At 71.0% G+C, this 24,616-nt stretch carries 22 protein-coding genes; 10 read left to right on the top strand and 12 right to left on the bottom strand.

Annotated features, from left to right (window positions below; all coding sequences use genetic code 11):
* Window positions 1-26: 26 nt before the first annotated feature.
* On the bottom strand, window positions 27-1,415 hold the full coding sequence (locus ABZ915_RS14570; protein ID WP_361801338.1) for an MFS transporter: 1,389 nt from the start codon (window positions 1,413-1,415) through the stop codon (window positions 27-29).
* A gap of 288 nt (window positions 1,416-1,703) precedes the next feature.
* Between ABZ915_RS14570 and ABZ915_RS14565 the strand changes: the two genes are divergently transcribed.
* From ABZ915_RS14565 to msrA, 3 genes are all read left to right on the top strand, one after another.
* Window positions 1,704-2,660: a hypothetical protein gene (locus tag ABZ915_RS14565; protein ID WP_361801335.1), complete on the top strand. Its 957-nt coding sequence runs from the start codon at window positions 1,704-1,706 to the stop codon at window positions 2,658-2,660.
* 362 nt (window positions 2,661-3,022) lie between these two features.
* On the top strand, window positions 3,023-4,147 hold the full coding sequence (locus ABZ915_RS14560) for a S8 family peptidase (RefSeq protein ID WP_361802443.1): 1,125 nt from the start codon (window positions 3,023-3,025) through the stop codon (window positions 4,145-4,147).
* Window positions 4,148-4,359: 212 nt separating this feature from the next.
* A complete protein-coding gene (msrA, locus tag ABZ915_RS14555) occupies window positions 4,360-4,881 on the top strand; it encodes a peptide-methionine (S)-S-oxide reductase MsrA (protein WP_361801332.1) in 522 nt (173 codons plus the stop codon).
* Window positions 4,882-4,935: 54 nt separating this feature from the next.
* On the opposite strand, the gene ABZ915_RS14550 is transcribed toward msrA, so the two are convergent.
* The 4 genes from ABZ915_RS14550 to ABZ915_RS14535 form a co-directional block, all read right to left on the bottom strand.
* Window positions 4,936-6,009: an acyl-CoA desaturase gene (locus ABZ915_RS14550; RefSeq protein ID WP_361801329.1), complete on the bottom strand. Its 1,074-nt coding sequence runs from the start codon at window positions 6,007-6,009 to the stop codon at window positions 4,936-4,938.
* A 134-nt stretch (window positions 6,010-6,143) separates the two neighbouring features.
* Window positions 6,144-7,181: an NlpC/P60 family protein gene (locus ABZ915_RS14545; RefSeq protein ID WP_361801326.1), complete on the bottom strand. Its 1,038-nt coding sequence runs from the start codon at window positions 7,179-7,181 to the stop codon at window positions 6,144-6,146.
* 136 nt (window positions 7,182-7,317) lie between these two features.
* The gene (locus ABZ915_RS14540; RefSeq protein ID WP_361801323.1) at window positions 7,318-8,481 is read right to left on the bottom strand and encodes a permease; all 1,164 of its coding nucleotides are present in this window, start codon (window positions 8,479-8,481) and stop codon (window positions 7,318-7,320) included.
* Window positions 8,482-8,578: 97 nt separating this feature from the next.
* Window positions 8,579-9,244 carry a TetR/AcrR family transcriptional regulator gene (locus ABZ915_RS14535; RefSeq protein WP_361801320.1) on the bottom strand — a complete coding sequence of 222 codons (666 nt, stop codon included), beginning with the start codon at window positions 9,242-9,244 and terminating at the stop codon, window positions 8,579-8,581.
* A gap of 109 nt (window positions 9,245-9,353) precedes the next feature.
* Between ABZ915_RS14535 and ABZ915_RS14530 the strand changes: the two genes are divergently transcribed.
* Entirely contained in the window at window positions 9,354-10,781 is a 1,428-nt protein-coding gene (locus tag ABZ915_RS14530; protein ID WP_361801317.1) for an MFS transporter, read from the top strand.
* 217 nt (window positions 10,782-10,998) lie between these two features.
* Here the strand turns inward: ABZ915_RS14530 and ABZ915_RS14525 are convergent, their stop codons facing one another.
* On the bottom strand, window positions 10,999-11,271 hold the full coding sequence (locus tag ABZ915_RS14525) for an SHOCT domain-containing protein (RefSeq protein WP_361801314.1): 273 nt from the start codon (window positions 11,269-11,271) through the stop codon (window positions 10,999-11,001).
* Window positions 11,272-11,508: 237 nt separating this feature from the next.
* On the opposite strand from ABZ915_RS14525, the gene ABZ915_RS14520 reads away from it, so the two are divergent.
* Entirely contained in the window at window positions 11,509-14,142 is a 2,634-nt protein-coding gene (locus tag ABZ915_RS14520; RefSeq protein ID WP_361801312.1) for a glycosyl hydrolase, read from the top strand.
* Window positions 14,143-14,191: 49 nt separating this feature from the next.
* Here ABZ915_RS14520 and ABZ915_RS14515 read toward each other — a convergent pair whose 3' ends face one another.
* A complete protein-coding gene (locus tag ABZ915_RS14515; RefSeq protein WP_361801309.1) occupies window positions 14,192-14,773 on the bottom strand; it encodes a hypothetical protein in 582 nt (193 codons plus the stop codon).
* Window positions 14,774-14,958: 185 nt separating this feature from the next.
* Here ABZ915_RS14515 and ABZ915_RS14510 point away from each other — a divergent pair, with 185 nt between their 5' ends.
* Complete coding sequence (locus ABZ915_RS14510; RefSeq protein ID WP_361801306.1) at window positions 14,959-15,924, top strand: D-2-hydroxyacid dehydrogenase family protein; 966 nt, start codon at window positions 14,959-14,961, stop codon at window positions 15,922-15,924.
* A complete protein-coding gene (locus tag ABZ915_RS14505; protein WP_361801303.1) occupies window positions 15,909-16,253 on the top strand; it encodes a hypothetical protein in 345 nt (114 codons plus the stop codon). The genes ABZ915_RS14510 and ABZ915_RS14505 overlap by 16 nt, the downstream gene beginning before the upstream one ends.
* 31 nt (window positions 16,254-16,284) lie before the next feature.
* Here the strand turns inward: ABZ915_RS14505 and ABZ915_RS14500 are convergent, their stop codons facing one another.
* Together ABZ915_RS14500 and ABZ915_RS14495 are read right to left on the bottom strand one after the other, a co-directional pair.
* Window positions 16,285-16,509, bottom strand: coding sequence for a helix-turn-helix transcriptional regulator (locus tag ABZ915_RS14500; protein ID WP_361801300.1), 225 nt, complete (start codon window positions 16,507-16,509; stop codon window positions 16,285-16,287).
* The gene (locus tag ABZ915_RS14495) at window positions 16,509-16,769 is read right to left on the bottom strand and encodes a hypothetical protein (RefSeq protein ID WP_361801297.1); all 261 of its coding nucleotides are present in this window, start codon (window positions 16,767-16,769) and stop codon (window positions 16,509-16,511) included. Before ABZ915_RS14495 ends, ABZ915_RS14500 begins: the two co-directional genes overlap by 1 nt.
* A gap of 141 nt (window positions 16,770-16,910) precedes the next feature.
* Here ABZ915_RS14495 and ABZ915_RS14490 point away from each other — a divergent pair, with 141 nt between their 5' ends.
* Both ABZ915_RS14490 and ABZ915_RS14485 read left to right on the top strand, forming a co-directional pair.
* Window positions 16,911-17,963, top strand: coding sequence for an NAD(+)/NADH kinase (locus ABZ915_RS14490; protein WP_361801294.1), 1,053 nt, complete (start codon window positions 16,911-16,913; stop codon window positions 17,961-17,963).
* A 48-nt stretch (window positions 17,964-18,011) separates the two neighbouring features.
* Window positions 18,012-20,570, top strand: a complete 2,559-nt coding sequence (locus ABZ915_RS14485) for a SpoIIE family protein phosphatase (RefSeq protein WP_361801291.1) — start codon at window positions 18,012-18,014, stop codon at window positions 20,568-20,570.
* Here ABZ915_RS14485 and ABZ915_RS14480 read toward each other — a convergent pair.
* The 3 genes from ABZ915_RS14480 to ABZ915_RS14470 form a co-directional block, all read right to left on the bottom strand.
* On the bottom strand, window positions 20,537-21,244 hold the full coding sequence (locus tag ABZ915_RS14480) for an SDR family NAD(P)-dependent oxidoreductase (protein ID WP_361801288.1): 708 nt from the start codon (window positions 21,242-21,244) through the stop codon (window positions 20,537-20,539). The two genes, ABZ915_RS14485 and ABZ915_RS14480, sit on opposite strands and share 34 nt — an antisense overlap.
* 81 nt (window positions 21,245-21,325) lie before the next feature.
* Window positions 21,326-21,985 (bottom strand): YceI family protein, encoded by a 660-nt coding sequence (locus ABZ915_RS14475; RefSeq protein ID WP_361801285.1) that lies wholly within the window; start codon window positions 21,983-21,985, stop codon window positions 21,326-21,328.
* Window positions 21,986-22,184: 199 nt separating this feature from the next.
* Complete coding sequence (locus ABZ915_RS14470) at window positions 22,185-22,355, bottom strand: hypothetical protein (RefSeq protein WP_361801282.1); 171 nt, start codon at window positions 22,353-22,355, stop codon at window positions 22,185-22,187.
* Between the two features lie 175 nt (window positions 22,356-22,530).
* Between ABZ915_RS14470 and ABZ915_RS14465 the strand changes: the two genes are divergently transcribed.
* Complete coding sequence (locus tag ABZ915_RS14465) at window positions 22,531-24,615, top strand: molybdopterin cofactor-binding domain-containing protein (protein ID WP_361802440.1); 2,085 nt, start codon at window positions 22,531-22,533, stop codon at window positions 24,613-24,615.
* Window position 24,616: the final 1 nt, after the last annotated feature.

Raw genomic sequence — 24,616 nt, 5'->3', positions numbered from 1 at the left:
GCCGGCCGGGGCGTGCCGGAAGCTGATCAGACGGTACGCGCGCCTGCCGCCCGGCTCGTGACGGTCTCGGTGCCGACCGTGTCCCCCACCTCGGTGAGATCGCGGTGCCGGGTCTCCCTGGCCGCGCCCACGGCGACCAGCGTCACCAGCGCCGCCGCGATCACGTACAGCGCGATCGGGGTCGAACTGTCGTAGTCCGACAGCAGGGCCGTGGCGATGAGCGGCGCGGGCGCGCCGGCGGCGACGGAGGCGAACTGGGCTCCGATGGAGGCGCCGGAGTAGCGCATCCGGGTCGCGAACATCTCGGCGAAGAACGCGGCCTGCGGCGCGTACATCGCGCCGTGCAGCACCAGCCCGACGGTCACGGCGAGGACGAGGTTGCCGAACGTACCGGTGTCCACCAGCGAGAAGAACGGGAACATCCACAGGCCGACCCCGGCCGCGCCCAGCAGATAGACGGGCCGGCGACCGACGCGGTCGGACAGCGCGCCCCAGGCCGGAATGACGGCGAAGTGCACCGCGGAGCCGATGAGCACGGCGTTCAGCGCCGACTGCTTGGAGACGCCGGCCGACGTGGTGGCGTAGACGAGGATGAACGCCGTGATGACGTAGTAGCTGATGTTCTCCGCCATGCGCGCGCCCATCGCCACGAGGATGTCGCGCCAGTGGTTCCGCAGCACGGACACCAGCGGCGGCTTCTCGGCATCCTCCCCGCCGGCGGCCCTGCGCGCCTCGGCCCGCTCCAGCGCCTCCCGGAAGACGGGCGATTCGTCGACGGACAGCCGGATCCACAACCCGACCACGACCAGCACCCCGGACAGCAGGAACGGAATCCGCCAGCCCCAGCTGCCGAAGGCGTCGTCCGACAGGACGGCGGTGAGCAGCGACAGCACACCGGTCGCCAGCAACTGCCCGGCCGGCGCCCCGGTCTGCGGCCACGACGCCCAGAACCCGCGCCGCCGCGCGTCCCCGTGCTCGGACACCAGTAGCACGGCCCCGCCCCACTCACCACCGAGCGCGAAGCCCTGCACCAGCCGCAGCGCGGTCAGCAGCACCGGCGCGGCGGCCCCGACACTCGCGTGCGTCGGCAGCAACCCGATCGCGAACGTCGCCCCGCCCATCATCAGCAGGCTCAGCACCAGCAGCCTCTTACGCCCCAGCCGGTCACCGTAGTGCCCGAACACCAGGGCCCCCAGCGGCCGGGCCGCGAACCCCACCGCGTACGTCAGGAACGACAGCAGCGTCCCGACGAGCGGATCGGAGTCCGGAAAGAACAGCTTGTTGAACACCAGCGCGGCGGCCGAGCCGTACAGGAAGAAGTCGTACCACTCGATGGTCGTGCCGATGAGGCTCGCGGCGACGATACGGGGGAGGCTGGGGGGAGGCGGGGGAGCGGTGGTGGTTCCGGAGGCCATGTGCGCCACTTCCTCGTGTGCGGTGGGGACGGGTACGTGTCGGCACACCGTAGGAAGGCGGACGCCAGGGGCACATGTGGCGGGACTACATAGTTCGGGGCGTGGCTATCCGTGCAGCAGCCATGCCCGGTCGCGGAGCGGTGCTTCGGGGGATCCATACGTGATCCATGCGTGATCCATGGGCGTCCGTATCGCCATACGAGCAAGTAACCCCAGGTGAGGCGCGTAATTCAATAACGATGTCGGCTCGGGCCTTGTGTGATTTCCCGTCCCCTTTAGCTTCCCGTCATGGCCATTCTTTCAAGTCGCCGCAGACGGACCCGCCTTGTCCCGGAACTCGACGACCAGGACCTGGGCAAGCTGTTGAAGTCCCTGCGGGCGACCACGAGGTCGGGAACGATCGCGACGACGGATCTGTGCGTGGCGCAGATCTCCCGTCTGCTGGAGCGGGACCCGGGCGACTGGGACCGTCGGGCGCATCGCATGGGCGTCCTGGCGGATTTCCTGGCCGGATCGCATCTGCCGCGCTCCTGGGCCAGGCGCGAGCCGCGCAACGCGAACGCACTCGTGCTGTACGCATGGAGCGAGGTGGCCCGCGCCCGTTCCCAGGGGAGCCTGGAGGACGCGGCCGGTGTGATCGACAGCTGCTTCCGGGCCGCCGAGCTCGCCCCTGAGGACCCCATCCCCTGGGTGGTCGCCCTGAGTGCGGCACGCCTGGAACGCTGGGAGCAGCCGCAGGTCTTCGGAGTGTGGAACGAGGTGCTCGTGCGCGACCGCTGGAACCGCGAGGCCTACCAGAACATGCTGGGCTATCTCACCCCGGAGGAAGCGGGGTCGCGCATCCAGGTGCTGGAGTTCGTGGATGCCCTGCGCGCGCGCATGCCCGCGAACGTGCCCTGCGCGGCGACGGAACTCACCGCCCAGGTCCTCCAGTACCACTCCGTCCTCGGCCGGGGAGGCTTCGAAGCGCTGGTGGCGCGGAACCACTGGTCCCAGATGATGGCCGCCCAGGCCCTCGACCGCGTGGCCCACATCTGGGTGCGGCCGGGATCGATCCCGCACGCCAGGGCACTCGCCGACCTCAACGTCCTCGCCTACGCGCTGATGGCCGCCGACCGGCGTCACGAGGCCCGTGCGGTCTTCGAGGCGCTCGGCGGCGTCGTCACCCCTTGGCCCTGGCAGACGGGCGGCGACCCTCTGGACGAGTTCGAACAGGCACAGCGGAGGGCGTCCGTCGGCGGGTGATCCGCCTCCCGGCGGGGGCCCGTGGGCAGAAGGTGAAGAAATCGGCACGGATAATTCTGGGCTGTTCCTTGGTGATTCAACCAGCGTGACGTGCTGCACGTTTGCGCGTGGGTTGCCTCGTATGTGCGTGAATCCTGTGGAGATCCCTCATTCCCGAGCTGTCAGGGACCCAGCCAGGGATTGATCTGCTCGCGACAAGTCGGCACTCTCCTCAACACGCGCAGCGCTGCCGTTCGAACGCAAATCCCCCCACTCCACTCACGAGGAGACCCCTCTTGACGGCGCATCACAAACGCACGGGCAAGGCCAAGACCGCCACCGCGATCGCGGCCGCCGCAACCGTTGCCGGTACCGCCTTCTACGTGTCCCCCGTCGCCCAGGCGGGACAGCCCGCGGAGGGCACGGTCTACGGTCTGAACGCCCAAGGAGCCGTGGCCGGCAGCTACATCGTCCTTCTGGACCAGAAGGCGTCCACGGCCGACAAACGGGACCTGGCCACCGAGTACGGCGGCAAAATCGGCCGGACCTTCGGTTCGGCGGTCAACGGCTTCTCCGCCGACAGCCTCACCCGGACGGAGGCCAAGCGCCTCGCCGCGGACCCGGCGGTGGCCACGGTGGTCCAGAACAAGAAGTTCCACATCGACGCCACCCAGGACAACCCGCCGTCCTGGGGTCTGGACCGCATCGACCAGAAGGACACGGCCGGCGACGGCAAGTACACCTACCCGGACAAGGCCGGTGAAGGTGTGACCGCGTACGTCATCGACACCGGCGTACGCATCAGCCACAAGGACTTCGAGGGCCGGGCCAGTTACGGGTTCGACGCCGTCGACAACGACGACAAGGCCGACGACGGCAACGGCCACGGCACCCATGTGGCGGGCACCATCGCCGGCGCCGCCCACGGTGTGGCCAAGAAGGCCAAGGTCGTCGCGGTCAGAGTCCTCGACAACAACGGCTCCGGAACCACCGAGCAGGTCGTCGCCGGCATCGACTGGGTGACCAGGAACCACCACGGCCCCTCGGTGGCCAACATGAGCCTCGGCGGAGGCGCGGACCCCGCTCTCGACGAGGCGGTCAAGAAGGCCATCGCCTCGGGTGTCACCTTCGCGGTCGCCGCCGGCAACGAGACGGCGGACGCGGGGCAGAGTTCACCGGCCCGCGTCCCCGAGGCCATCACGGTCGCCTCCAGCACCAAGGACGACGCCCAGTCGGACTTCTCCAACTTCGGCAAGGTCGTGGACCTGTACGCACCGGGCTCGGACATCACCTCCGACTGGAACGACAGCGACCAGGGGACCAAGACGATCTCCGGCACCTCCATGGCCACGCCCCACGTCACCGGAGCCGCCGCCGTCTACCTGGCCGGACACCCGGACGCCACACCCGCTCAGGTCGCCACCGCGCTCACCGGCGCGGCAACCAGCGACAAGATCAGCAACCCGGGCGGCGGAACGCCCAACAAGCTGCTGAAGGTGACCGAGTAGGTCCGCAAGGTCACGAAAGCCCGGCGGTGCCGCCAGCGCGCGGCGGCACCGCCGTCAGGTGCGGCGAACGCCGGCCTCGTGCGGCGAGCAGGCCCGCTCCGCGCAACCGGCCCGCCCGATGATTACCCGCCGGTAGTAATAAGCTGGATGGACGTGAGAACCATATGTGAACGACCGTGCCGGACAGCGGCTCGACCGTGAGGGAGCAACCGATGACATCGCAAACCGAGCGTGCCGTGCTGGCGGGCGGTTGTTTCTGGGGCATGCAGGACCTGATCCGCAAGCAGCCGGGCGTGGTGTCCACCCGCGTCGGGTACAGCGGCGGCGACACGCCGAACGCCACGTACCGCAACCATGGCGACCACGCCGAGGCCATCGAGATCCTCTTCGATCCCATGACCACGAGCTACCGCGACGTCCTGGAGTTCTTCTTCCAGATCCACGACCCGACCACGAGCGACCGCCAGGGCAACGACATCGGGCGCAGCTACCGGTCCGCGATCTTCTACACCGACGAGGAACAGCACCGCGTCGCCCTCGACACCATCGCGGACGTCGAGGCCAGCGGCCTGTGGCCGGGCAAGGTGGTCACCGAGGTCGAGCCCGTGGGCGACTTCTGGGAGGCCGAGCCCGAGCACCAGGACTATCTGGAGCGCTATCCGAACGGCTACACCTGCCACTTCCCGCGAGCGAACTGGAAGCTGCCGCGCCGGACCTCGTCCCCGACGAGCTGAAGCCCATGGGGGAACGTGCCTCGTTCTGCTGCCGAGGCACGTTCCCCCTGCTGATCAGGCCCTGCGCCGCTGCCTGATCGGCTCTCCCACGCGGTGCATGTGCGTCAGGGCCTCGCGGTAGGACTGGATCAGTCCGGTCTCGTGGTACGCCACCCCGATCTCGGCGCAGTACTGCCGCACGATCACCTGGGCCCGACGCAGATGGACCGTGGGCATGCTCGGGAACAGGTGGTGCTCGATCTGGTAGTTGAGCCCGCCCAGCATCACGTCGGTGAACCGGCCGCCGCGCACGTTGCGCGACGTCAGCACCTGGCGCCGCAGGAAGTCGAGTTGCTGATCACCGGTGATCGTCGGCATGCCCTTGTGGTTGGGAGCGAAGGTGCAGCCCAGGTAGACGCCGAACAAGCACTGGTTCACTGCGAGGAACGCCACCGCCTTGCCCGGTGAGAGCACCAGGAACAGGGCGGAGAGAAGAGCGGCGAGGTGCAGCAGGAGCAGAGCGCCCTCCAGCAGCCGGTTCCTCATGGACGGTGAGCGCAGCGCCCGCAGGCTCGCGACGTGCAGGTTGAAGCCTTCCAGGGTCAGCAACGGGAAGAACAGCAGGGCCTGATGACCACCGACGAGGCGGGCCAGGCCCCGGCTGGCGCGGGCCTGTTCGGCGGACCACACCAGGATGTCCGGGGAGACGTCGGGGTCCAGCTCCTCATGGTTGGGATGGGCGTGGTGGCGGGTGTGCTTGTTCATCCACCACCCGTAGCTCATGCCGATACCGAGGTTGCCGAACAGCCGTCCTCCGATCTCGCTGTGCCGGCGACGCCGGAAGACCTGCCGGTGAGCCAGGTCGTGCGCCACCAGGGCGACCTGCCCGAACACCAGGGCCAGAAAGGCGGCCACGGCCAGTTGCCACCAGGTGTCGCCGAGAACGAGGAAGGCTCCCCAGCCGGCGGCGAACAGCCCGATCACGAGACCGAGCCGCACCGTGTAGTAGCCGGGGCGCCGCTCCAGCAGGCCTGCCTCGGCCATCCGTTGGGAGAGTCTGGCGAAGTCACTGCCGGAACCGGGACGCGGCGTGCCCGCGTCGACGGCGGAGCGACGGGTTGCGACGGAGGCATCGGGAGGGATCGTCATGCCGAGAATTCTGGTGACGGCCGTACGTCCCGAAGAAGCCTGCCAGCCACCGTATGCGCACGAGGCCCGCCCCACCATCCTCGGGGGGTTTTCCCCAGGGAGCGTCCGTCATCCCGGTTGAGCAGGGGTACGGGTCAGACGCGCACGCCGAACATGAACGGGCCGCCGATGGTGTCCATCGACTCGTACCGTACGACCGTGCCGGTGCGAGGGGCGTGGAGGATCTGGCCGTTGCCCGCGTACAGGCCGACGTGGTGCAGGTCGTTGAAGAAGAAGACCAGGTCGCCGACCTGGAGCTGGCTCCGTGTGAGGCGGGTGCCGATACCCGTCTGGGCCTCGGAGGTGCGGGGGATGGAGACGCCGGCCTGGGCGTAGGCCCAGGAGGTCAGGCCCGAGCAGTCGTAGGAGGAGGGGCCGGTGGCGCCGTAGACGTAGGGCGTGCCGATCTTGCTCTGGGCGGCGGCGAAGGCGGCGGCGGCACGGCCGGAGGCGGTCGGGGTGTCACCGAGGTCGACGCGCTCGGTGGAGGAGCGGTTGGCACGGTCCTGCTCGGCGGCGAGATCCGCCTTCTCCTTGGCGGTGAGGGTGTTGAGCACCTTCTGCGCCTCGGCGAGCTTGCTCTGGACTTCCTTCTTCTTGTTGCCCAGCTCGGTGCGGGTGGAGGCGAGGTCCTTGAGCTTCTCGGTCGCCTCGGCGCGCTCCTGGGCGAGTTCGCGCTGTTTGTCCTGGATCTTCTTCAGGGCCTCGACCTGCTGGCTGCTCAACTGGTCGAGCGTGGAGGCCTTGTCGAGGTAGTCGTCCGGGTCGGAGGACAGGAACAGCTGGACCGAGGGGTCGATGCCGCCGGAGCGGTACTGGGCGGTGGCCATCGAACCCAGGCCGTCGCGCAGCTTGTTGAGGTCCTCCTGGCCGCGGGCGACGCTGTCCTGGATGGAGGAGATCTCCTTCTGGAGCTTCCCCTGCTTCTCCTTGGCCCCGTTGTACTTCTCGGTGGCCTGCTCCGCCTCCTCGTAGAGCTTGTCGACCTTCGCCTTCACCTCGCTCTTGCTCGGCTTCTCGCTGGGCGCGGCGTTGGCGGCGTTCGCGCTGAGCGCGACAGCGGCTGCCGCTGCTGTGGTCAGCACGGTCACGCGCGTGCGACTGGGTTGCCTGGGCCGACGATGGGACGCCACGGTCACTCCTTCTGAGTGATCACCTGAGGGGGTTCGATCAGACCTTAATGACTTTCTTACGATCAGATCAAATGTTTGCATGGAGAACCCCGTTGGCTGTGCGCTGTCTTGCCCGCCGTTCGCGGTCGCCCCGGCGTCAGGAGCGACTGGGGTCACCGTGGGCCGGGTGATCGGGTGAGCCGCCCATCATCCGCAGCATCGCCGGACCGCCGGTGCGCAGGAAGCGCACCACCAGGGCCGCTGCCAGCAGCAGGAAGGCGATGTTGAGCCAGGTCGTGTAGTTCCAGCTCACACCCTCCTCGGGGATGCTCGCGTCGGCCTGGTCGGGGACGAGGCCCAGGCCGCCGAAGAGGAACTCCACGACGTACCCGGCGACCACCATGGCGGCGTAGAAGGTGGCCAGCAGGAACGCGGCCGTCCGGCCTCCGTAGTACTTCCGGTAGATGTTGAGGATCGGCAGGATCAGCAGGTCCGCGTAGATGAAGGCGATCACCCCGCCGAAACTGATGCCGCCCTTCCACAGCACCACCGCGAGCGGCACATTGCCGATGGAGCACACGAACGTCGCGATGGCCACCAGCGGTCCGACGAGCGGGCCGATCAGCTTCGCCGCGAGGGGGTGGCCGTCGAGGAAGAACGTGCGCCAGAAGTCGGCGGGCACCCATGCGGCGATCGCACCCGCGATCAGCAGTCCGGCCACCAGATCGCGCAGGATCGCCGCCCACTCCATGACGAAGATGTGCGACACCGAGGTGAAGCCGTTCCTGGACAACAGCCGGCGGGTGAAGCCGCCTTCGCCCCGCACGGACATGTCCATCGCCGCATGCCCCTCCATGGACCCCGCCAGTCCGCGCTCGGCCTGTTCCCGTGCTCGGCGCAGCAACCGCTCACGGAGGAACACGCGGAACAGCACGGCGAGTACGACGATCATGACCGGCCCGCCGACGAACTCCGCGGCGGTGAACTGCCAGCCCATCAGCAGGGCGAGGATCACTCCCAGTTCGACGACCAGGTTGGTCGACGCGATCTCGAAGGCCATGGCCGCGGTGAAGTCCGCGCCCTTGCGGAACAGCGAGCGGGCCAGGGCGACGGCGGCGTAGGAGCACGAGGACGAGGCCGCGCCGAACCCGGTCGACAACGCCAGCGTGCGCGGCCGGTCGTCCCCGAGCAGCCGTACGACCGTCTCCCGGCGGACCACGGCCTGCACGACGGCGGACAGCAGGAAGCCGAGGATCAGCGCCCAGGTGATCTCCCAGGTCATCGATCCGGCAATGGACAAGGCGTGTCCGATCGCGTGCATCGCTTCCGCACCCTTCGCCTCACGGGTACCGCAACCGCAACAGGTATCCCCCGAGGGGTACGGCACACACATCGGGCCCGCCATCCGGACCGGGCGGCTAGGACGCGGCGGGCCGCGGCGCGTAGTGGCCGAGGAACATGTCGACGCCGCCGGTGGTCACCCGGTCGGTGAGGTCGTTGTCGATGGCCGTGCCGTAGGCACTGAAGACGAGGTGCGGGAAAAGCAGGAGCGAGTACAGCTGGACGACGGCCACCTCGATGTCCGGGACGACGAGGCGCCCGTCGTCGACGAGGCGTTGCAGGGCTCCGGTCACCGCGGGGTGATGGCGTTCCGGTCCCGCCTCGTGCCACACGGTCCCGAGCTCGGGGAAACGGTGCAGCTCGCGAGCGACCACGTTGCGCAGGGCGAGGACATCGGGGTTGGTGCGGAGCTCGTGGACCCAGGATCGGGCGGCCGCGACAAGGACCTCCCGCAGGTCGTCGGAGTCCGTGAGGCGGTCGATCGCCGTGACCAGAGTGGCCCCGAGCGGGGCGTCGAGCGAGTCCTTGACGACCCCGATGAACAGGGCTTCCTTGCTGCCGAAGTGGTTGTAGACGGTCACTTTGGAGGCTCCGGCCGCCGCGGCGATCGCATCCACGCTCACGTCGAACCCCTCGCGCAGGAACAGCTCGCGGGCCGCCTTGACGATGGCCTGCCGCTTGGCCTCGGCGCGAGCGCCGGTGGGGGGTCGCTTGGCGGGTGACTCGGCGTCCATGGAGGTCATGGCCTCAGTCTACCGGCTACCTGAACTGAACGGTTGAGTTCATATGTACTGTGCCGTACAGTTCAGTTGCTCGATCGCGTCCATCACTCGTCCCTGCGAAGGGTTCGCCATGAGCCACGCCCACCACAGCCTCTCCGCGGAGCACATTCCCGCGCCGCCCTTACCGCGACGCTGGACCATGCTGGCGCTGCTCTGCCTGGCCCAGTTCATGCTGATCCTGGACGTCACGGTCGTGAACGTCGCCCTGCCCGACATGGCCGCCGACCTGCACCTCGGCCGCGAGGCACTCACCTGGGTCGTGACCGCCTACACCCTGTGCTTCGGTGGGCTGATGCTGCTCGGCGGCCGGCTCGCGGACGCCCTGGGCGCCCACCGCACGGTGCCGGCCGGCCTGACGGTGTTCACCGCGGCCTCCCTGGTCACCGGGCTCTCCAACGGCGCGCCGATGCTGCTGACCGGACGCGTCTTCCAGGGCATCGGCGCCGCGCTCCTGTCACCGGCCGCCCTGTCGGTCCTCACCACCAGCTTCCACGGCCCCGAGCGCAACAAGGCCCTCGGCATCTGGGCTGCGCTCGGCGGCACCGGATCCGCCGCCGGCGTCCTGCTCGGAGGCGCCCTGACCGACGGGCCGGGCTGGCAGTGGGCGTTCTACGTCAACGTGCCCGTCGGCATCGTCGCGCTGGTCGCCCTGCCCGCTCTGCTCCCACGTCGTGCCCCACAGCCCGCGCGCCTCGATCTGCCCGGCGCGGCCCTGGTCACCGCCGGTACGGGAGCGCTCATCTACGGGCTGGTGAAGGCGGGTGACGCGGGCTGGGGCAGCGCGACCGCCGTCCTGCCGCTGCTCGGAGCCGTCGTCCTCTACGCCCTGTTCGCCGCCGTCGAGCGGGCCAGCCGGGCCCCGTTGATGGACCTGCGGCTGCTCACCCGGCGTCCCGTGGTGGCGGGCGCGTTCCTGATGCTCGTCGCCACCACACTGCTCATCGGCTTCTTCTTCCTCGGCTCGGTCTACCTCCAGCAGCTGCGCGGCTACAGCCCGCTCAGGACCGGCCTCCTCTTCCTGCCGGTCGCGGTGGCCACGGGCATCGGCGCCCACCTCGGCTCACGGCTCGTCGGCCGGATCGGCAGTCGTGTGACCGCGGTGTCGGGTCTGGCCGTCGCGGCGGGCGGAATGGTGCCGCTGGCCTGGCTCCCCGCGGACGGCAGTGTGTACGCGCGGCTGCTGCCCGGTCTGACCGCCGCCTCGCTCGGCGTCGGCGCGGTCTTCGTCACCGCCACCGCCACCGCCCTCGCCCTGGTCGAGCCACAGCGGGCCGGGCTGGCCTCCGGCGTCGTCAACACCTTCCACGAGGTGGGCGGCTCGGTCGGCGTCGCCGTGCTGTCCACCGTCGCCGCCTCCGGCATCGACCAGGGTGCGGTCGGCGGATTCCGGGACGCCTTCGCCTTCAGTGCGATCGTGGCCGTGGTGGCTGCGGTGGCCTGCCTCGTCCTCGTACCGCACCTCAAGCCGCGGACGACCGACATCCCACATGTGCACTGACGAGCGGGGGCGACCGCGCGCTGCCGCCTGCCGCCTGCCGCTCGCGCCCGGCGACGCCGGCGGCATGCCCGGCGCATCCGGGAGCGTGACGGCCGGCTGCGCCGCTTCTGCGCCCTGGCGCCGCCGTGCCGACGGTCCGACGACTGCTCGAGCCGCTGATGGTCGCCGTCGCCGACGATCACCGACTGCGCCGTCCACCGCACCGGCTCCAGCCCGGTCACCGAGGTCTCGACTTGTGGGCGGCGAGGCGTTCGCGGGCCTGTGTGTAGGCGTCCGCGTCGATCTCACCGGAGGCGAAGCGACGGTCGAGGATCTCCTCCGGCGTCTCTCGTGGTGGCCGGCCGTGGTCGAGGCCGCTGTCGCGACCGGTGGCGTGCTGCGTGAGCCGGACCACCGCCCACACGACGACGCCGATCAGCACGATCCACAGCAGGGGCATGAAGGCCATCCAGGTCCAGCCACCGCCGTCCCAGTACATCACTGTGCCCACCTCCCCAGGAGGCTTCCTCTTCCACTGTCCTTCCTGACCGGGGGAGGCGCCAGGGCTCTTCGGCCCCCGTGCCGAGCCGTTCGGCACCTCTGGCCGGCCCGGCCCGCCCGGCGAGGTGGGCCGCCCGCGGTCGAGTGACAGGTTCGGGTCAAGGATTGACCAAACGTCAGAAGTTCCCTCCCTCAAGTGATCGGGTCTCCTGCGACGGCCGTATCACTGCCCGTTTGGGAGGTTCTGGTGTCTGCACCAACCCGTAAGAGACGATGGCTCACGATCTGCGCCATCGTCGCGTCCGCCGGACTCGTCGCGATACCCGTGAGCGCCGCGCCCGGTGGGCACGGCAGCCCCTTCGGGGCCCGTTCACTCGCCCGACTCGCCGCCCAGCGCGAGCACTCGGTGGGCACCGTCTCACCCAAGGTGAAGGCGGAGGACGACGACGGCAACGAGGCCGACGAGATAGCCGAGGGCGCGGACCAGTACGCCGAGGCCCGCACCTCGCCCGGGATCGTCGCGCCGGGCGCGTACGGCGCGGCCTGGCGCGGTCTGACCAAACTATCCAGTACGGGCGGCAGTTGGCGGCACATCACCGGGCTGCCGTACAACTCCGACGACCCGCGCTACCGGGACGTCGACTCCAACTCCAGCGGCGGCTCGGGCAACGTCACCGGGCGGATGGCCGCGATGGCCGCGGACGACGACGGCTACGTGTACGCGGGCAGCGCGGGCGGCGGAGTGTGGCGCTCGCGCACCGGCGGCGGGCACTGGCGGTCCATCAGCGACCGGCTGCCCTCCCAGTCCACGGGCGCGCTCGCCCTCGACGGCACCGGACGGCTGTGGCTGGGCACCGGCGAGGCGAACACCAACGCCGACGCGTACCTCGGCAGCGGCGTGTACGTGCTGTCCCACCCGCACCACGGCACCTTCTCCACCCGCAGCCGGGTCGGCGGTGACGAACTGGAGAGCACCACCATCCGCCAACTGCGGTTCGGCGGCGGCAAGGTGTGGGCGGCGACCAGCGAAGGCGTGTGGAGTCACTCCACGAAGCGCCTGAGCGGCCCCTGGAAGCTCGAGTTCGCGCCCAACCCCGACTATCTGCCGGGCGGTTCGAAGGCGACCGACGACGACGCCGCGTACAAGAACATCACCAACGACATAGCCATCGACCCCAAGGACCCCGCCAAGGTGATCCTCGCGGTCGGCTGGCGCAGCGGCGACGACTACAACGGCTTCTACAGCAGGGCCGGTGGCAGCTGGCAGCGGATCACCAGCGGTTTCGGTGACCTGCCGACCGACGCGGACAACGTCGGCACGGTCACCTTCGCCCGCTCCGCCGACGGCTCGCGCTACTACGCCATCGACCAGTCGCCCGAGCAGATGGCGTCCAACCCGGACAGCGGACTGGCAGGCATCTACAGCGCCGCCTCGCCGTTCGGCCCCTGGACGAAGGTCGCCGACTACAAGCAGCTGGCCGCCGACGGCTCGGCGCTGACCACCGCCGGGTACATGCCGGGAGTGCAGGCCTGGTACAACCAGTTCCTGACCGTCGACCCGGCCGACCCCAAGCACGTCTACGCGGGTCTGGAGGAGGTCTACGAGTCCAAGGACGGCGGCAGCACCTGGTCGACCGTGGGCCCGTACTGGAACTTCCCGTTCTCCTGCTGGAGCATCGACCCGGCCGCGCAGACCGGCAGCTGCAACCAGACGACGCACTCCGACCAGCACGGCGTCGCGATCGGCCGCTACCACGGCAAGAGCTACGTGTACGCCGGTAACGACGGCGGTGCCTACAAGCGCCCCGTCGATGGCGCCCAGGACACCTCCGGACACGCCACCGACTGGACGTCCCTCAACGACGGCACCATCGACACCCTCCAGTACTACTCGGTGGGCATCGGCAAGGACCTGGACCACGGCGGCGTCTCCGTCACCGGCGGCCTCCAGGACAACGGGCAGTCCGTCCTGCGCGGCGACGACAAGGTGATGGGCTCCAACTTCGGCGGCGACGGCGGCGACACCCTCACCGACCCCGCCAACGGCTGCGACATCGCCGAGGAGTACGTGTACCTCTCCGTCCAGGTCACCCAGAACTGCGCCGTCAACGACGGCTCCTGGACCAGCGACCCCGGCAGGGCCACGTCGTACAACGTCGCGCCGGCCGACAACGCCACCAGCGAGGCCCGCTTCATCGCCCCGCTGTCGACGGACCTGAAGAACAGCGCGACCTGGATCGCGGGCGGTCGTCACATCTGGGTGCAGACCCAGGGCTACGCCATCCGCAGCGGCTCGGACTGGAAGAGCGTGTACGACCTCGGCGCCGGCCGCACCGCCACCGCCGTCGCCGCCTCGGGCGGCAAGGTCTACGCGGCCTGGTGCGGCCCCTGCAACAACCAGGGCTTCGCCCGCGGTATCTCCGTCGGCAACGCGGACGGCACCGGCTGGCACGACATCAACCTGCCGGTGGCCGGGACCGTACCCAACCGCTACCTCAGCGGATTCGCCGTCGACCCCGGCAACGCCGATCATGTGTACCTCGCGGTCAACGGCTTCTCCCGGCACTGGACCGAAGGACCCGGCGCGGGTGTCGGCCACGTCTTCGAGTCCAAGGACGGCGGCACCACCTGGAAGGACATCTCCGCGAACCTCCCCGACGTGCCCACCAACTCCGCGGTGGTCACGGCGAACGGCGGCCTCGCCCTCGCCACCGACCTCGGTGTCGTCTACCGCGCGCCGGGCCGGACGACGTGGCAGCGCGTCGGCTCCCTCCCGGCCGTCGCCGTGCTGCAACTGAAGCTCAGCCCCGACGGCAGGACCCTGTACGCGGCCACGCACGGCCGCGGCATCTACACGATCAGGGTGCGCGACTGCGACTGAGGCCCACCCACGGCCGACGACGCGGTGGAGGGGTGGCCCCGGCTCGGGGTCACCCCTCCTTCGGGTGAGGGACCACACTCACGTCGACGGTGAAGGCGACGCGCGCCGCGCCCGCCACGTCCGGCTCCTTCGCCAGCGCGGTGACCCGGGCCGCACCGGCCCGTGTGCTCGCGCAGCGCAGGGTGGCGCGGGCGGTGCCGTCCGCGTCCACACGCCATCCGGACGCGAGCACGAAGACCGGCGCGGAACTCCGCACGGCCGTCCACCGCTTGCCGTCCGCCCGGGGCCGCAGGACCAGGGACAACACGGTCCCGGGCCGCGCGCACAGCCGCTGCCCGGGGGCGCCACCGGGGGCCGCGGTGACCTCCGCATGCCCGGAGACACAGCCACCCGCCGAACCGGAGGGCGTGGTGGCGGAGGCGGACGGTCCCGGCCGGCTGGGGCTCGTGGCCCTGGTCGAGGACGGGGCCGTGGACGGAGACGCGGAGGTGTGCACCGGCGCACCGGTCGACGGCTCTGTCGAAGGGCTGCCGGTCGGACCGCCCGCCCCCGCTCCGCCACCGGCTGACGTGCCGCATGCCGCGAGGACGAGCACCCCACCGACCAGCCACCCCGCGACCCACCACCGCATACCGGCACCTCCGCGTCCGCCCGTACGCGTACCAGCATGCCCCCGCATCGCCTGCGGGGTCTCCCCGGCGCGCAACTCCCGGCCGCGGACCAGCGGACGCCCGGTCCGGGACCGCTCCGGTGAGGACCGATGAGAGGGCGCACCCCCCGCCCGGCGTGCGAACCGGTGAAAGGCAGAATGTCCGCATGACCCTCCACTGCGCTGTGCTGGACGACTACCAGGGTGCCGCCCTGACCCTGGCGGACTGGAGCCCCCTCGCCGGGCAGGTCGAGGTACGCGCGCTCCGCGAACACCTCACCGACCGGGACGCACTCGTGGCCGCGCTCGCCGACTGCGAGATCATCGTGGCCATGCGGGAGCGGACTCCCTTCGACGCCGATCTCCTGCGCCGTCTGCCCCGGCTGCGGCTGCTGGTGACCACCGGCATGCGCAACGCCTCCATCGACCTCGCCACGGCGGCGGCCCAGGGCGTGACCGTCTGCGGTACGGCGAGCAGCTCCACCCCGCCCGTCGAACTGACCTGGGCGCTCCTCCTCGGCCTCGCCCGGCACGTCACCGCCGAGAACCGGGCCCTGCGCGAAGGTGGCCCCTGGCAGTCCACCGTCGGCCAGGACCTGCACGGCCGGACCCTGGGCCTGCTCGGACTCGGCAAGATCGGGACCCGGGTCGCCCGCGTCGCCACCGCCTTCGGCATGGAGGTCCTCGCCTGGAGCGAGAACCTCACCGCCGAGCGGGCGGCCGACGCCGGAGCGCAACTCGCGGCGAGTAAGGAGGACCTGCTGCGCCGCAGCGACTTCGTGTCCGTCCACCTCGTCCTCTCCGACCGCACCCGCGGCCTGCTCGGCGAGGCGGAACTGCGCGCGATGCGTCCGCACGCCCACCTGGTCAACACCTCCCGCGCCGCCATCGTCGACCGGAGCGCACTCCTGCGCGCCCTGCGGGACGGCTGGATCGCCGGGGCGGGGCTCGACGTCTTCGAGACCGAGCCGCTCCCCGCGGACGACCCCCTGCGCTCCCTGCCGAACGTGCTCGCCACCCCGCACCTCGGTTACGTCAGCGAGCAGAACTACCGCACCTTCTACACGCAGGCGGTGGAGGACATCACCGCCTTCCTCGCCGGCACCCCCGTCCGCCCGTGCACAGCAGCCTGACGGAGCACGCCCGGTGTCTCTACGGAGACGAGTACCGCCCGACGCCGGAGTGCGGCCTCGAACACCGGGAGCACTGCTTCGTCGAGGAGCTGACGTTCGCCGACGCGGACGCGATACTCGCGATGCTGCTTGAACTCTGCCCGCACGTGGTCGACGGCCGGCTGCCGGTCTGGGTCCGGAACCTCGCCTACCGGCTGGCGCTCCTGCAACGGCCGGACGATCCGGCACTGCTGCGCGAGGCGGCCCAGAACCTTTGGCTGCACGGCCCGGACTGGGACGAGATCGCGGCGGAGCTGACGAGGCGGGCCGAAGCCCTGGAAGCCGGCTGACGACGTCCGGGTATCCGCTCGCCACCCGTTGCTACCCGTCGTCCGCGCCGTCGTCGGGCACCCAGCGCAGCACGTCGCCGGGCTGACAGCCGAGGGTGCGGCAGATCGCGTCGAGCGTCGTGAACCGGACCGCCTTCGCGCGACCGTTCTTCAGTACGGCGACGTTGGCGGGCGTGATGCCCACGGCCTCGGCGAACTCACCGACCGACAGGCGCCGTTCGGCGAGCAGGACGTCGAGGTCGACGATGATCGCCATCAGACCACCTCGGCCGTCTCGTTCTGTAGATCCGTCGCCTTGAGCAAGAGGCTCCGCATGACGACGACGAGCATCGCGAACGACGCCCCCACGCCGACGCCGACCCCCACGATCGCGGCGCCCAGCGCGCCGACGACGTCCATGCCGTCCCCGGGGGAGGCGATGTCGGCCAGCGTCAGATGCCCGGTGACGCCGAAGAGACCGAGCGGGATCGCTGTGACGATGCCGACTCGGAGGATGGCGATGAAGGAGCGATGCATATATCGATTGTCGATCGGTTTCGATCGACAATCAATCGTCTCCGGTCGAAGACCTCGGTGCACCCGGCGGTGTGGCAGGTGGCGTCGGCGGGTTACTCGGGGTGTATTGGTGGCCGGTCCCGAGGTGATGCGGAGGCGGACGTGACGGTGAGTCGGCTCGGATTGGTCGTGCACGGTGGGCGCGCGGAAGCCGCGGAGGCCGCCCGTGCCGTACGGGAGTGGTGTGCCGAGCACGCCGTGCCGTGCACGGACATCGATGTGTGGCGGGACGGGGTGCGGCGCAGCGCGGGGGAGGAGGTGGAGGCCGCCGGCGATCCCGACCTCATCGTCACGCTGGGCGGCGACGGCACCTTCCTGCGCGGCGCACGGCTGGCCGCCGAGCACGACGCCCTGGTCCTCGGCGTCGACCTGGGACGGGTGGGCTTCCTGACGGAGGTGCCCGTCGCCGAGGTGCGCGCGGCACTGGACGCCGTACGGGACGATCGGGTGGCCGTGGAGCACCGCCTGTTGCTGACCATGCGCGCCTCGTGCCGGCTGCGGGTGCCGTCCGACATGGAAGCGCTGCTGCGGTACGGGCGCGGGCCGCTCCTGCCGCCTCCCCCGGTGCGCACCGACTGCGAGACCGGCGACGAGTGGGGCGTGCCGCTGAACGTCTTCGCGCTGAACGACATCGTCCTGGAGAAGCTGTCGAGGGACCGCCAGGTGTCGGTCGGGGTCTACGTCGGGGGCCGGCTCCTGGCGTCCTACTCCGCCGACGCCCTGATGGTGGCCACCCCGACGGGCTCGACCGCCTACAGCTTCGCCGCCGGCGGCCCCGTCGTCTCGCCGCGCGCCGAGGCGCTGGTCTTCACGCCGGTCGCCCCGCACATGGCGTTCAACCGGTCGGTCGTGACCGCCCCGGACGAACCCGTGGGGCTGCGCGTCCTCGAACGGTCGGGTCAGGCCGCGGTCAGCATCGACGGCCAGCTGCGCGGCGTGCTCGGGCCGGGCGACTGGATCGGTGTGTACGCGGCGCCGCGCCGGCTGCGGGCGGTCCGGCTGGGGCCGATGGACTTCTACGGCCGTCTGCGCGAGCGGATGAACCTGACCGACGCCCCGGCGGCGGTGGCCGACGGACCCGCCGCCCCGCTGTGGTCGGTCACCACCCCGCCGCCCGGAGACCTCGCCCACCTCACGCTGCTCAGGGAGCCCTGACGACCTACTGTTGATGTCAGCAGACTCGGTACGGACCGGGGAGGCGACGTGACGGCCGGTATCTCCGGGCGCGCCGGTCGCGCCGAAGGGCTGGGGTCCGCACGCCTGCGACTGCTGGAAACCGCGGCCGGAGACCAGCCGGACGCCGTCGCCCTGCCGCTGGCGCTCCAGCAGGCGACCGCCGGCCTGCACGGCCTGGGCGGCCTGCTGCACCACCGGGACCCCGGCGGCACCGGCCCGCTGCGCCTCGTGGCGCTCAGCGGCCTGCCGCTCGGGACCGTCGGAGGGTGGGCCCGGATCGGGCAGGACGCGGACGCGCCGCCCGCCCGGGCCGTGCGCGGCGGCGAGTACGTCTGGCTGGGCGAGGACGTCCTGGGCATCGGGGCCGCGGGTGTCGTCTCGGTTCCGCTGCCGGGCCGGGCCGGACCCGTCGGGGCCCTCACGGTGCTGACGGCGGAGCCCGGCGAGCCGGACCCGGCGCGGCGCCGCCTCCTGCACGCGGTGGCCGGATGGGCGTCGGGGCGCCTGGGTGCCGGCCCAGCTCTCGGCGGCACCGGCACAGGAACGGGGCCGGACCCCGTCGTGCGCGCGCTCGACACGATGGCGGACGGCTTCCTCACCGTCGACGAGGACTGGCGGATCACCTTCCTCAACCGGGCGGCCGAGCGCCACCTCGGCGTGGGCGGGGCGGCGCTCGGCAGCACCCTGTGGGACGTCCCGGCCGGCCACGTCCGGGCCATGGAATGCCATTGCCGCAGGGCGTCCGCCGAGCGGGCGCCGCTGACCTTCGACCTGTCCCGGCCGGGCGACCGGCGGGTGAGCCGGGTACGCCTGGTGCCGCTGCCGGAGAGCGGGCTGGCGATCTTCTTCGCCGACGTCACACCGCAGCGGATCGACGAGGAGACGGCCGGCGAGCGCGGCGCGGCGGAGCGCACCGCGCGTGTGGGCGAGCTGACGGTCGCGCTCACCGAGGCCGTGTCGTCCCGGGACGTGGTCCGTGTCGTCGCCGAGCACGTCCTGCCGCCGTTCGGCGCCGACGGACTGGTGGTCGAGAGGCTGGAGGGCGGCCGGGTGCGTGTGGTCGACTCCGTCGGATACGGACCGGACTTCCTGAGCCTGATCGACGGGATTCCGCTGGGCGACAACACGGCGGTCTCCGACGCGCTGCGTACCCGTACCCCCATGTTCGTGGAGTCGAAGGCCCAGTTCCGCAGGCAGTACGGGGAACTGAGAGGGGTGACCGTGAAGTCGACCAAGAACGCGTGGGCGTTCCTCCCGCTCATCGCGTCCGGTCGTCCGATCGGCTGCTGCGTCATGTCGTTCGCCCGTCAGCGCTCCTTCAGCCAGGAGGAGCGCACCCTGCTCACCGCGGTCAGCGGTCTGGTCGCCCAGGCACTGGAACGCGCGCGCCTGTACGACATGGAGCACACCAGGGCCCAGGGACTCCAGCGCGGCCTGCTCCCCAAGTCGCTGCCCTCCCCGCCCGCCGTCTCCGCCGCCGCCCGCTATCTGCCCGCGGGCCGGGGCGACGAGGTGGGCGGAGACTGGTACGACCTGATCCCGCTCTCCGCCGACCGTGTCGCCCTGGTGATCGGCGACGTCATGGGCCACGGCATCGCCGAGGCCGCGACCATGGGCCGGCTGCGTACGGCGGTGCGCACGCTCGTCGACCTGGAACTGGAGCCGGACGAACTGCTCGGCCACCTCAACGAGATCGTCGGCGAGCTGGGGGACGACTACTACGCCACCTTCTCGTACGCCGTCTACGACCCGGTCGCCCGGACCTGTGCGCTCGCCCTGGCCGGGCATCCGCCGCCGGTCGTCGTCCACCCGGACGGCACGGTCCGCCGCCCCGAGGTGTCCGTCAATCCACCGCTCGGCGCCGCCGAGCCGCCCTTCGACGTCCACGAGGTGGACCTGCCGGAGGAGAGCCTGCTGGTGTTCTGCACCGACGGTCTCGTGGACGCGGCCGGCCGGGACATCGACGAGGGCCTCGCCCAGCTCCGGCGGACTCTGGAGGAGGCCGTCGCGCGGACCTCGTACTTCCCTGACGGGCGGTCGGACGAGCGCACGGACCGGCTCGAAGCCCTGTGCGACCACCTGGTGGCGACGCTGCTGCCCGACCGCGAGCAGACCAGTGACGACGCGGCCCTGCTGATCGCGCACACCCGCGCCACACCTCCCGGTGACGTCGCCTGGTGCAGCCTGCCGCAAGACCCCAGGGCGGCCGGCCAGGCCCGCGAGTTCGTCCGCCGCCGACTGGCCGCATGGGGCCTTGAAGAGCTCGAGATGACCACCGAGCTGCTGGTCAGCGAGCTGGTCGGCAACGTCGTCCGGCACGCCAGGGGCCCCGTGCGGCTGCGTCTGCTGCACAGCCGGTCACTGATCTGCGAGGTGTACGACGGCAGCCTCACCACCCCGCGCATCCGGCGCGCCGGATACACGGACGAGGGCGGCCGGGGCCTGCACCTGGTCGCCGCCCTGTCACAGCGCTGGGGCACGCGCTTCCTCGGCGACGGCAAGTGCATCTGGACCGAGCAGGACCTGCCGTCGGTGAGCCGGGCCGGTACGGATCACCAGGGAAGGGTGCCTTCGGCGTCGAAGTAGCCGCCCGTGGGACCGTCGGGGCCCACCTGCGCCATGCGCACGATGATCTCGGCGCCCTGTTCGACGGTCTGGATGCCGGTGTTGCCGTTGAGGTCGGTCTTGGTGAAGCCGGGCTCCACCGCGTTGATCCGCATGTGGGGGAACGCCTTCGCGTACTGCACCGTGATCATGTTGACGGCGGTCTTCGACGCCGGATAGGCGACGCCCGGGTAGGCGTACGTCGGGGTGCCGGCGTCGGTGACCCGGGTCAGGGAGGCCAGCCCGCTGCTGAGGTTGACCACCACGGGGGCGGCCGAACGCCGGAGGAGCGGCAGGAAGGCGTGCAGGACGCGCACCGTGCCGAAGACGTTGGTCTCGAACGTGTTCCGCATGGTGTCGGCCGTGACGTCCGCGGCGCCGATCACGGCGTTGCCGTCGGCCCTTTCCTCGACACCGGCGTTGTTGATCAGTACGTCCAGGCCTCCGTCGGCCTCGATGGCCGCCGCGGCGGTCCGCACGGAGTCGTCGTCGGTGACGTCCAGCCGGACCGTGCGCGCACCCAGTCGCTCGGCGGCCCGGCGGCCGCGTTCGGCGTCGCGGCTGCCGATGTAGACGGTGTGTCCCGCCTCGACGAGGCGGCGGGCGGTCTCGAAGCCGAGACCCTTGTTCGCTCCTGTTATCAGTGTTGTGGTCATGCGTCCACTGTGCGACCGGGCGGTGCGGGAAGCCAGTGCCCCCCGGTTCCTGGTAGTACGGGGACCAGGAACCCCGGCCGGTCAGCCCATGGGCGTGGCGCGGATGGCGGCGATGTCGAACTGGAGACGTACCTTCTCGCTCACCATGGCGCCGCCCTCGGCGAGCCGGGCGTCGTACGTCAGGCCCCATTCGGAGCGGTCGATGGTGGTGGTGCCGTCGAATCCGACCCGCTCGTAGCCGAAGGGGTCGGTGACGTGTCCTATGTAGGTGAGCTCCAGGACGACGGGACGGGTGACGTCCTTGATGGTGAGGTCCCCGGTCATACGGTAGACCTCGGGGCTCGCGAGCCGCACGGCCGTACTGGTGAAACGCATACGGGGATAAGCGGCGGAGTCCAGGAAGCCACGACCGGCCAAGTGGGCGTCACGCTGTTCCACGCCGGTGTCGACGCTCGCGGTGGACAATGTGATCTCCGCCCGCGAGCGACCCGGATTCCGGCCGTCGAAGTAGAGCCGGCTCTCGTACTCGGTGAATGCCCCCCGCACCGTCGTCACCATGGCATGCCGGACGGAGAAGCCGATCCGGCTGTGCGCCGGGTCGATCATCCACTCTCCGGTCAGCGCCGCCAGGGCGGGATCGAGGACGGCGTCAGAGGCCAAGTTCTGTGGCTCGGCGGTGAGTTGGGCTGTGGTGGAGGATGCCGAGCGGCGGAGTGACGCACCGCGGTGGAACAGGTTCATGATTCACGTGATTACTGCACGACGGATTTCGCCGCAAGCCTCCTCCGTGAACAGCGGTGGCGCGAATCAGTACCGACACGGTTATACGCCACCACTTCGCGCCCGGCGGGTACGACATCCACACATGTTCGCCACGGAATCGTCAGCGACCGGGCGGTGTGAATTTCCCGCATTTCATCGGTGACGCCTTATCGGGTGCCTATGTCTTTTTCACCACGCCCCAGTGGAGCCGGGACCGCCACGCGTCGGTCTTCACCGAACTGCGGAGGGTGACGTACCTGCCGTCGACGACGATCGAGGCCCAGGCGTCGAGGCCGGCCGTGCTCACGTTCATGAGCGCCTCGCCGCCCTGCCGCGCGGAGATCGGCAAGGCGTCGCGCAGGATGCCCGTTCACGCGACGGCCAAGAAAGTCCCAAGCGACGGCCAGGCGCAGGCAACCCCCGGGCTCGCCGGCGCCTCCTACCAGACGGCACACGCAGCCGGAGCGACCCGGCACCCCCGTAAGGAGCGTCTGTTGGCCCGTCAGCTGTCCCGTCGCAGATTCATGGCCTACTCCCTCGCGGCGTCCACTCTGACCGTCGCGGCCCCCCTCGGCTGCGACGCGTCGCCCGCGGAGGGCGCGGAGGCCGCCGGTGAGCGGTCCGACGTCCTGGCGACCGGTACGGACGAGGAGATGCTGGTCCTCGAGGTCACGGCGGCGAACAAGGTCGTCGTACGGCTGCCGCGCGTCGAGGTCGGCCAGGGTGTCACCACCGCGGTCGCCATGATGATCGCCGAGGAACTGGACGCCCGGCTCGCCGACGTCGACATCCCGCTCGCCGAGGCCCGCGCCAAGGGCAACCAGTACACCGGCGGCTCCAGTTCGGTCAGTTCGCTGTACGGCCCGGCCCGAGCGCTGGCCGCCCTGGCGCGCGCCAAGCTGGTGACGGCGGCGGCCAAGCGGTGGCGGCTCCCCGCGTGGTCCCTGCGTACCCGGGACACGCAGGTGATCGCGCCGGACGGGCGGTCGGCCACCTTCGGATCACTGACCGAGAGCGCCGCGCGGGTCCGCCGGCCGGCCGTGTCGAGCAAGCCCAAGCCGGCCTCCCGGCACCGGGTGATCGGCCGGCCGACGAACCGGATCGACGCCCGGGACATCGTCACCGGCAGGGCCGAGTACACCGGGGACCTGACGGTGGCCGGAGCGAAGCCCACCGTGGTGGCCCGGCCGCCCACGCTCGGCGGCAAGGTCGTGTCCGTCGACGACCGGGCGGCGCGTGCGATGCCGGGGGTCCACGCCGTCGTCAGGATCGCCGGCGGGGTCGCCGTGGTGGCCGAGTCCTTCCACCACGCCTTCAAGGCCAGGGACGCCCTGCACATCACCTGGGGTCCGGGCCCCCTTGCCTCGCTGTCCGACGCCGCGATCCGCTCCCGGCTGCGGGCGGCCGTGCCCCGCATGGGCACCCCGCCGCGTGGATCGGCCCAGGTCGAGGGCGAGTTCGAGTTCGCCTTCGTCAGCCATGCGCCGATGGAGGTGCTGACCGCGGTGGCGGACGTGCGTGCCGGGCACGCCGAGATCTGGTTCTCCTCCCAGACACCGATGGACGCGCGGGACAGCATCGCCTCGGCGGTCGGGCTGCCCGCGTCGAAGGTACGGGTCCATGTCATCCGGGGCGGCGGTTCGTTCGGCCGCCGGCTGAACTACGACGCCGCGATCGAGGCGGCCGTCATCTCGAAGGCGGCACGCCGGCCGGTGAAGCTGATGTGGAGCCGCGCCGACGACACCCGGCACGGCAGGATGCGCCCGGCCGACCACCACCGGATCCGGGCCAGCCACGCAGGGGGCAGGGTGGTGGCCTTCACCCACGTCACGGCCTCGGTGAGCGAGTCCTCCGGGGGGAAGGGGGCGACTGCCCAGGGCGGGATCGTCCGGGCCGGGTCGCGTGCCGCCGGTCCGCTGCCCAGCGGGAGCGGCCTGTACAACTTCGGCCGGGTCTCCGGGGACTCGGGCTCGGTCGAACTGGCGATGCCGCTCGGCGCCTGGCGGTCGGTGGACTCCGGGACGATGCGCGCCGCCGAGGAGGTCATGGTCGACGAGGTCGCCGCGAGCCTGGGCAAGGACCCGATCGCCTTCCGGCGCACCACGCTCCGGAACAAGGCCGTCAAGGCCGTGCTCGACAAGGTCGCGGAAGCCGGGGACTGGGGCCGGACCATGCCGGCCGGCCAGGCGCAGGGCATCGCCGTCCACGAGGAGTACGGCTCGTGCGTCGCCTGCCTGACCGAGATCGACGCCGGCGATCCGAAGAACCCCCGGGTGACCAAGGTGGTGATGGCGGCCGACGTCGGAACGGCCGTCAACCCGCGGGGACTTCAGGCCCAGCTGATGGGCACCGCCATCGACGGCATCTCCACCGTCCTCCAGGCAGGCCTCCACATCGACCGGGGCGCCGTCCGCGAGAGCAGCTACGCCGACTTCCACTACGCCCGCCAGCGGCACGCCCCGCTGCACTTCGAGGCGCACATCGTGGCCTCCGGCCGGGAACCGGGCGGGGCGGGCGAACTCGGCGTGCCGGCCGCGGCCGGTGCCGTCGCCAACGCCTACGCCCGGGCCACCGGCACCAAGCCCCGCCGCTTCCCCCTCACCTTCTGAA

The organism is Streptomyces sp. NPDC046915, assembly GCF_040644935.1.
In the GTDB taxonomy this organism is placed as follows: Bacteria; Actinomycetota; Actinomycetes; order Streptomycetales; family Streptomycetaceae; genus Streptomyces.
Note: the sequence above shows the minus strand (reverse complement) of the source record. Positions and strands in the feature narration are given on the sequence as shown.

Bases quoted from the DNA above. Each gene is read 5' to 3' on its own strand.
- ABZ915_RS14465 (WP_361802440.1), top strand. From the start codon at position 22,531: ATGGCCTACTCCCTCGCGGCGTCCACTCTGACCGTCGCGGCCCCCCTC.
- ABZ915_RS14565 (WP_361801335.1), top strand. From the start codon at position 1,704: ATGGCCATTCTTTCAAGTCGCCGCAGACGGACCCGCCTTGTCCCGGAA.
- msrA (WP_361801332.1), top strand. From the start codon at position 4,360: ATGACATCGCAAACCGAGCGTGCCGTGCTGGCGGGCGGTTGTTTCTGG.
- ABZ915_RS14530 (WP_361801317.1), top strand. From the start codon at position 9,354: ATGAGCCACGCCCACCACAGCCTCTCCGCGGAGCACATTCCCGCGCCG.
- ABZ915_RS14510 (WP_361801306.1), top strand. From the start codon at position 14,959: ATGACCCTCCACTGCGCTGTGCTGGACGACTACCAGGGTGCCGCCCTG.
- ABZ915_RS14540 (WP_361801323.1), bottom strand. From the start codon at position 8,481: ATGCACGCGATCGGACACGCCTTGTCCATTGCCGGATCGATGACCTGG.
- ABZ915_RS14500 (WP_361801300.1), bottom strand. From the start codon at position 16,509: ATGGCGATCATCGTCGACCTCGACGTCCTGCTCGCCGAACGGCGCCTG.
- ABZ915_RS14550 (WP_361801329.1), bottom strand. From the start codon at position 6,009: ATGACGATCCCTCCCGATGCCTCCGTCGCAACCCGTCGCTCCGCCGTC.
- ABZ915_RS14515 (WP_361801309.1), bottom strand. From the start codon at position 14,773: ATGCGGTGGTGGGTCGCGGGGTGGCTGGTCGGTGGGGTGCTCGTCCTC.
- ABZ915_RS14535 (WP_361801320.1), bottom strand. From the start codon at position 9,244: ATGACCTCCATGGACGCCGAGTCACCCGCCAAGCGACCCCCCACCGGC.
- ABZ915_RS14495 (WP_361801297.1), bottom strand. From the start codon at position 16,769: ATGCATCGCTCCTTCATCGCCATCCTCCGAGTCGGCATCGTCACAGCG.
- ABZ915_RS14480 (WP_361801288.1), bottom strand. From the start codon at position 21,244: ATGACCACAACACTGATAACAGGAGCGAACAAGGGTCTCGGCTTCGAG.
- ABZ915_RS14570 (WP_361801338.1), bottom strand. From the start codon at position 1,415: ATGGCCTCCGGAACCACCACCGCTCCCCCGCCTCCCCCCAGCCTCCCC.
- ABZ915_RS14475 (WP_361801285.1), bottom strand. From the start codon at position 21,985: ATGAACCTGTTCCACCGCGGTGCGTCACTCCGCCGCTCGGCATCCTCC.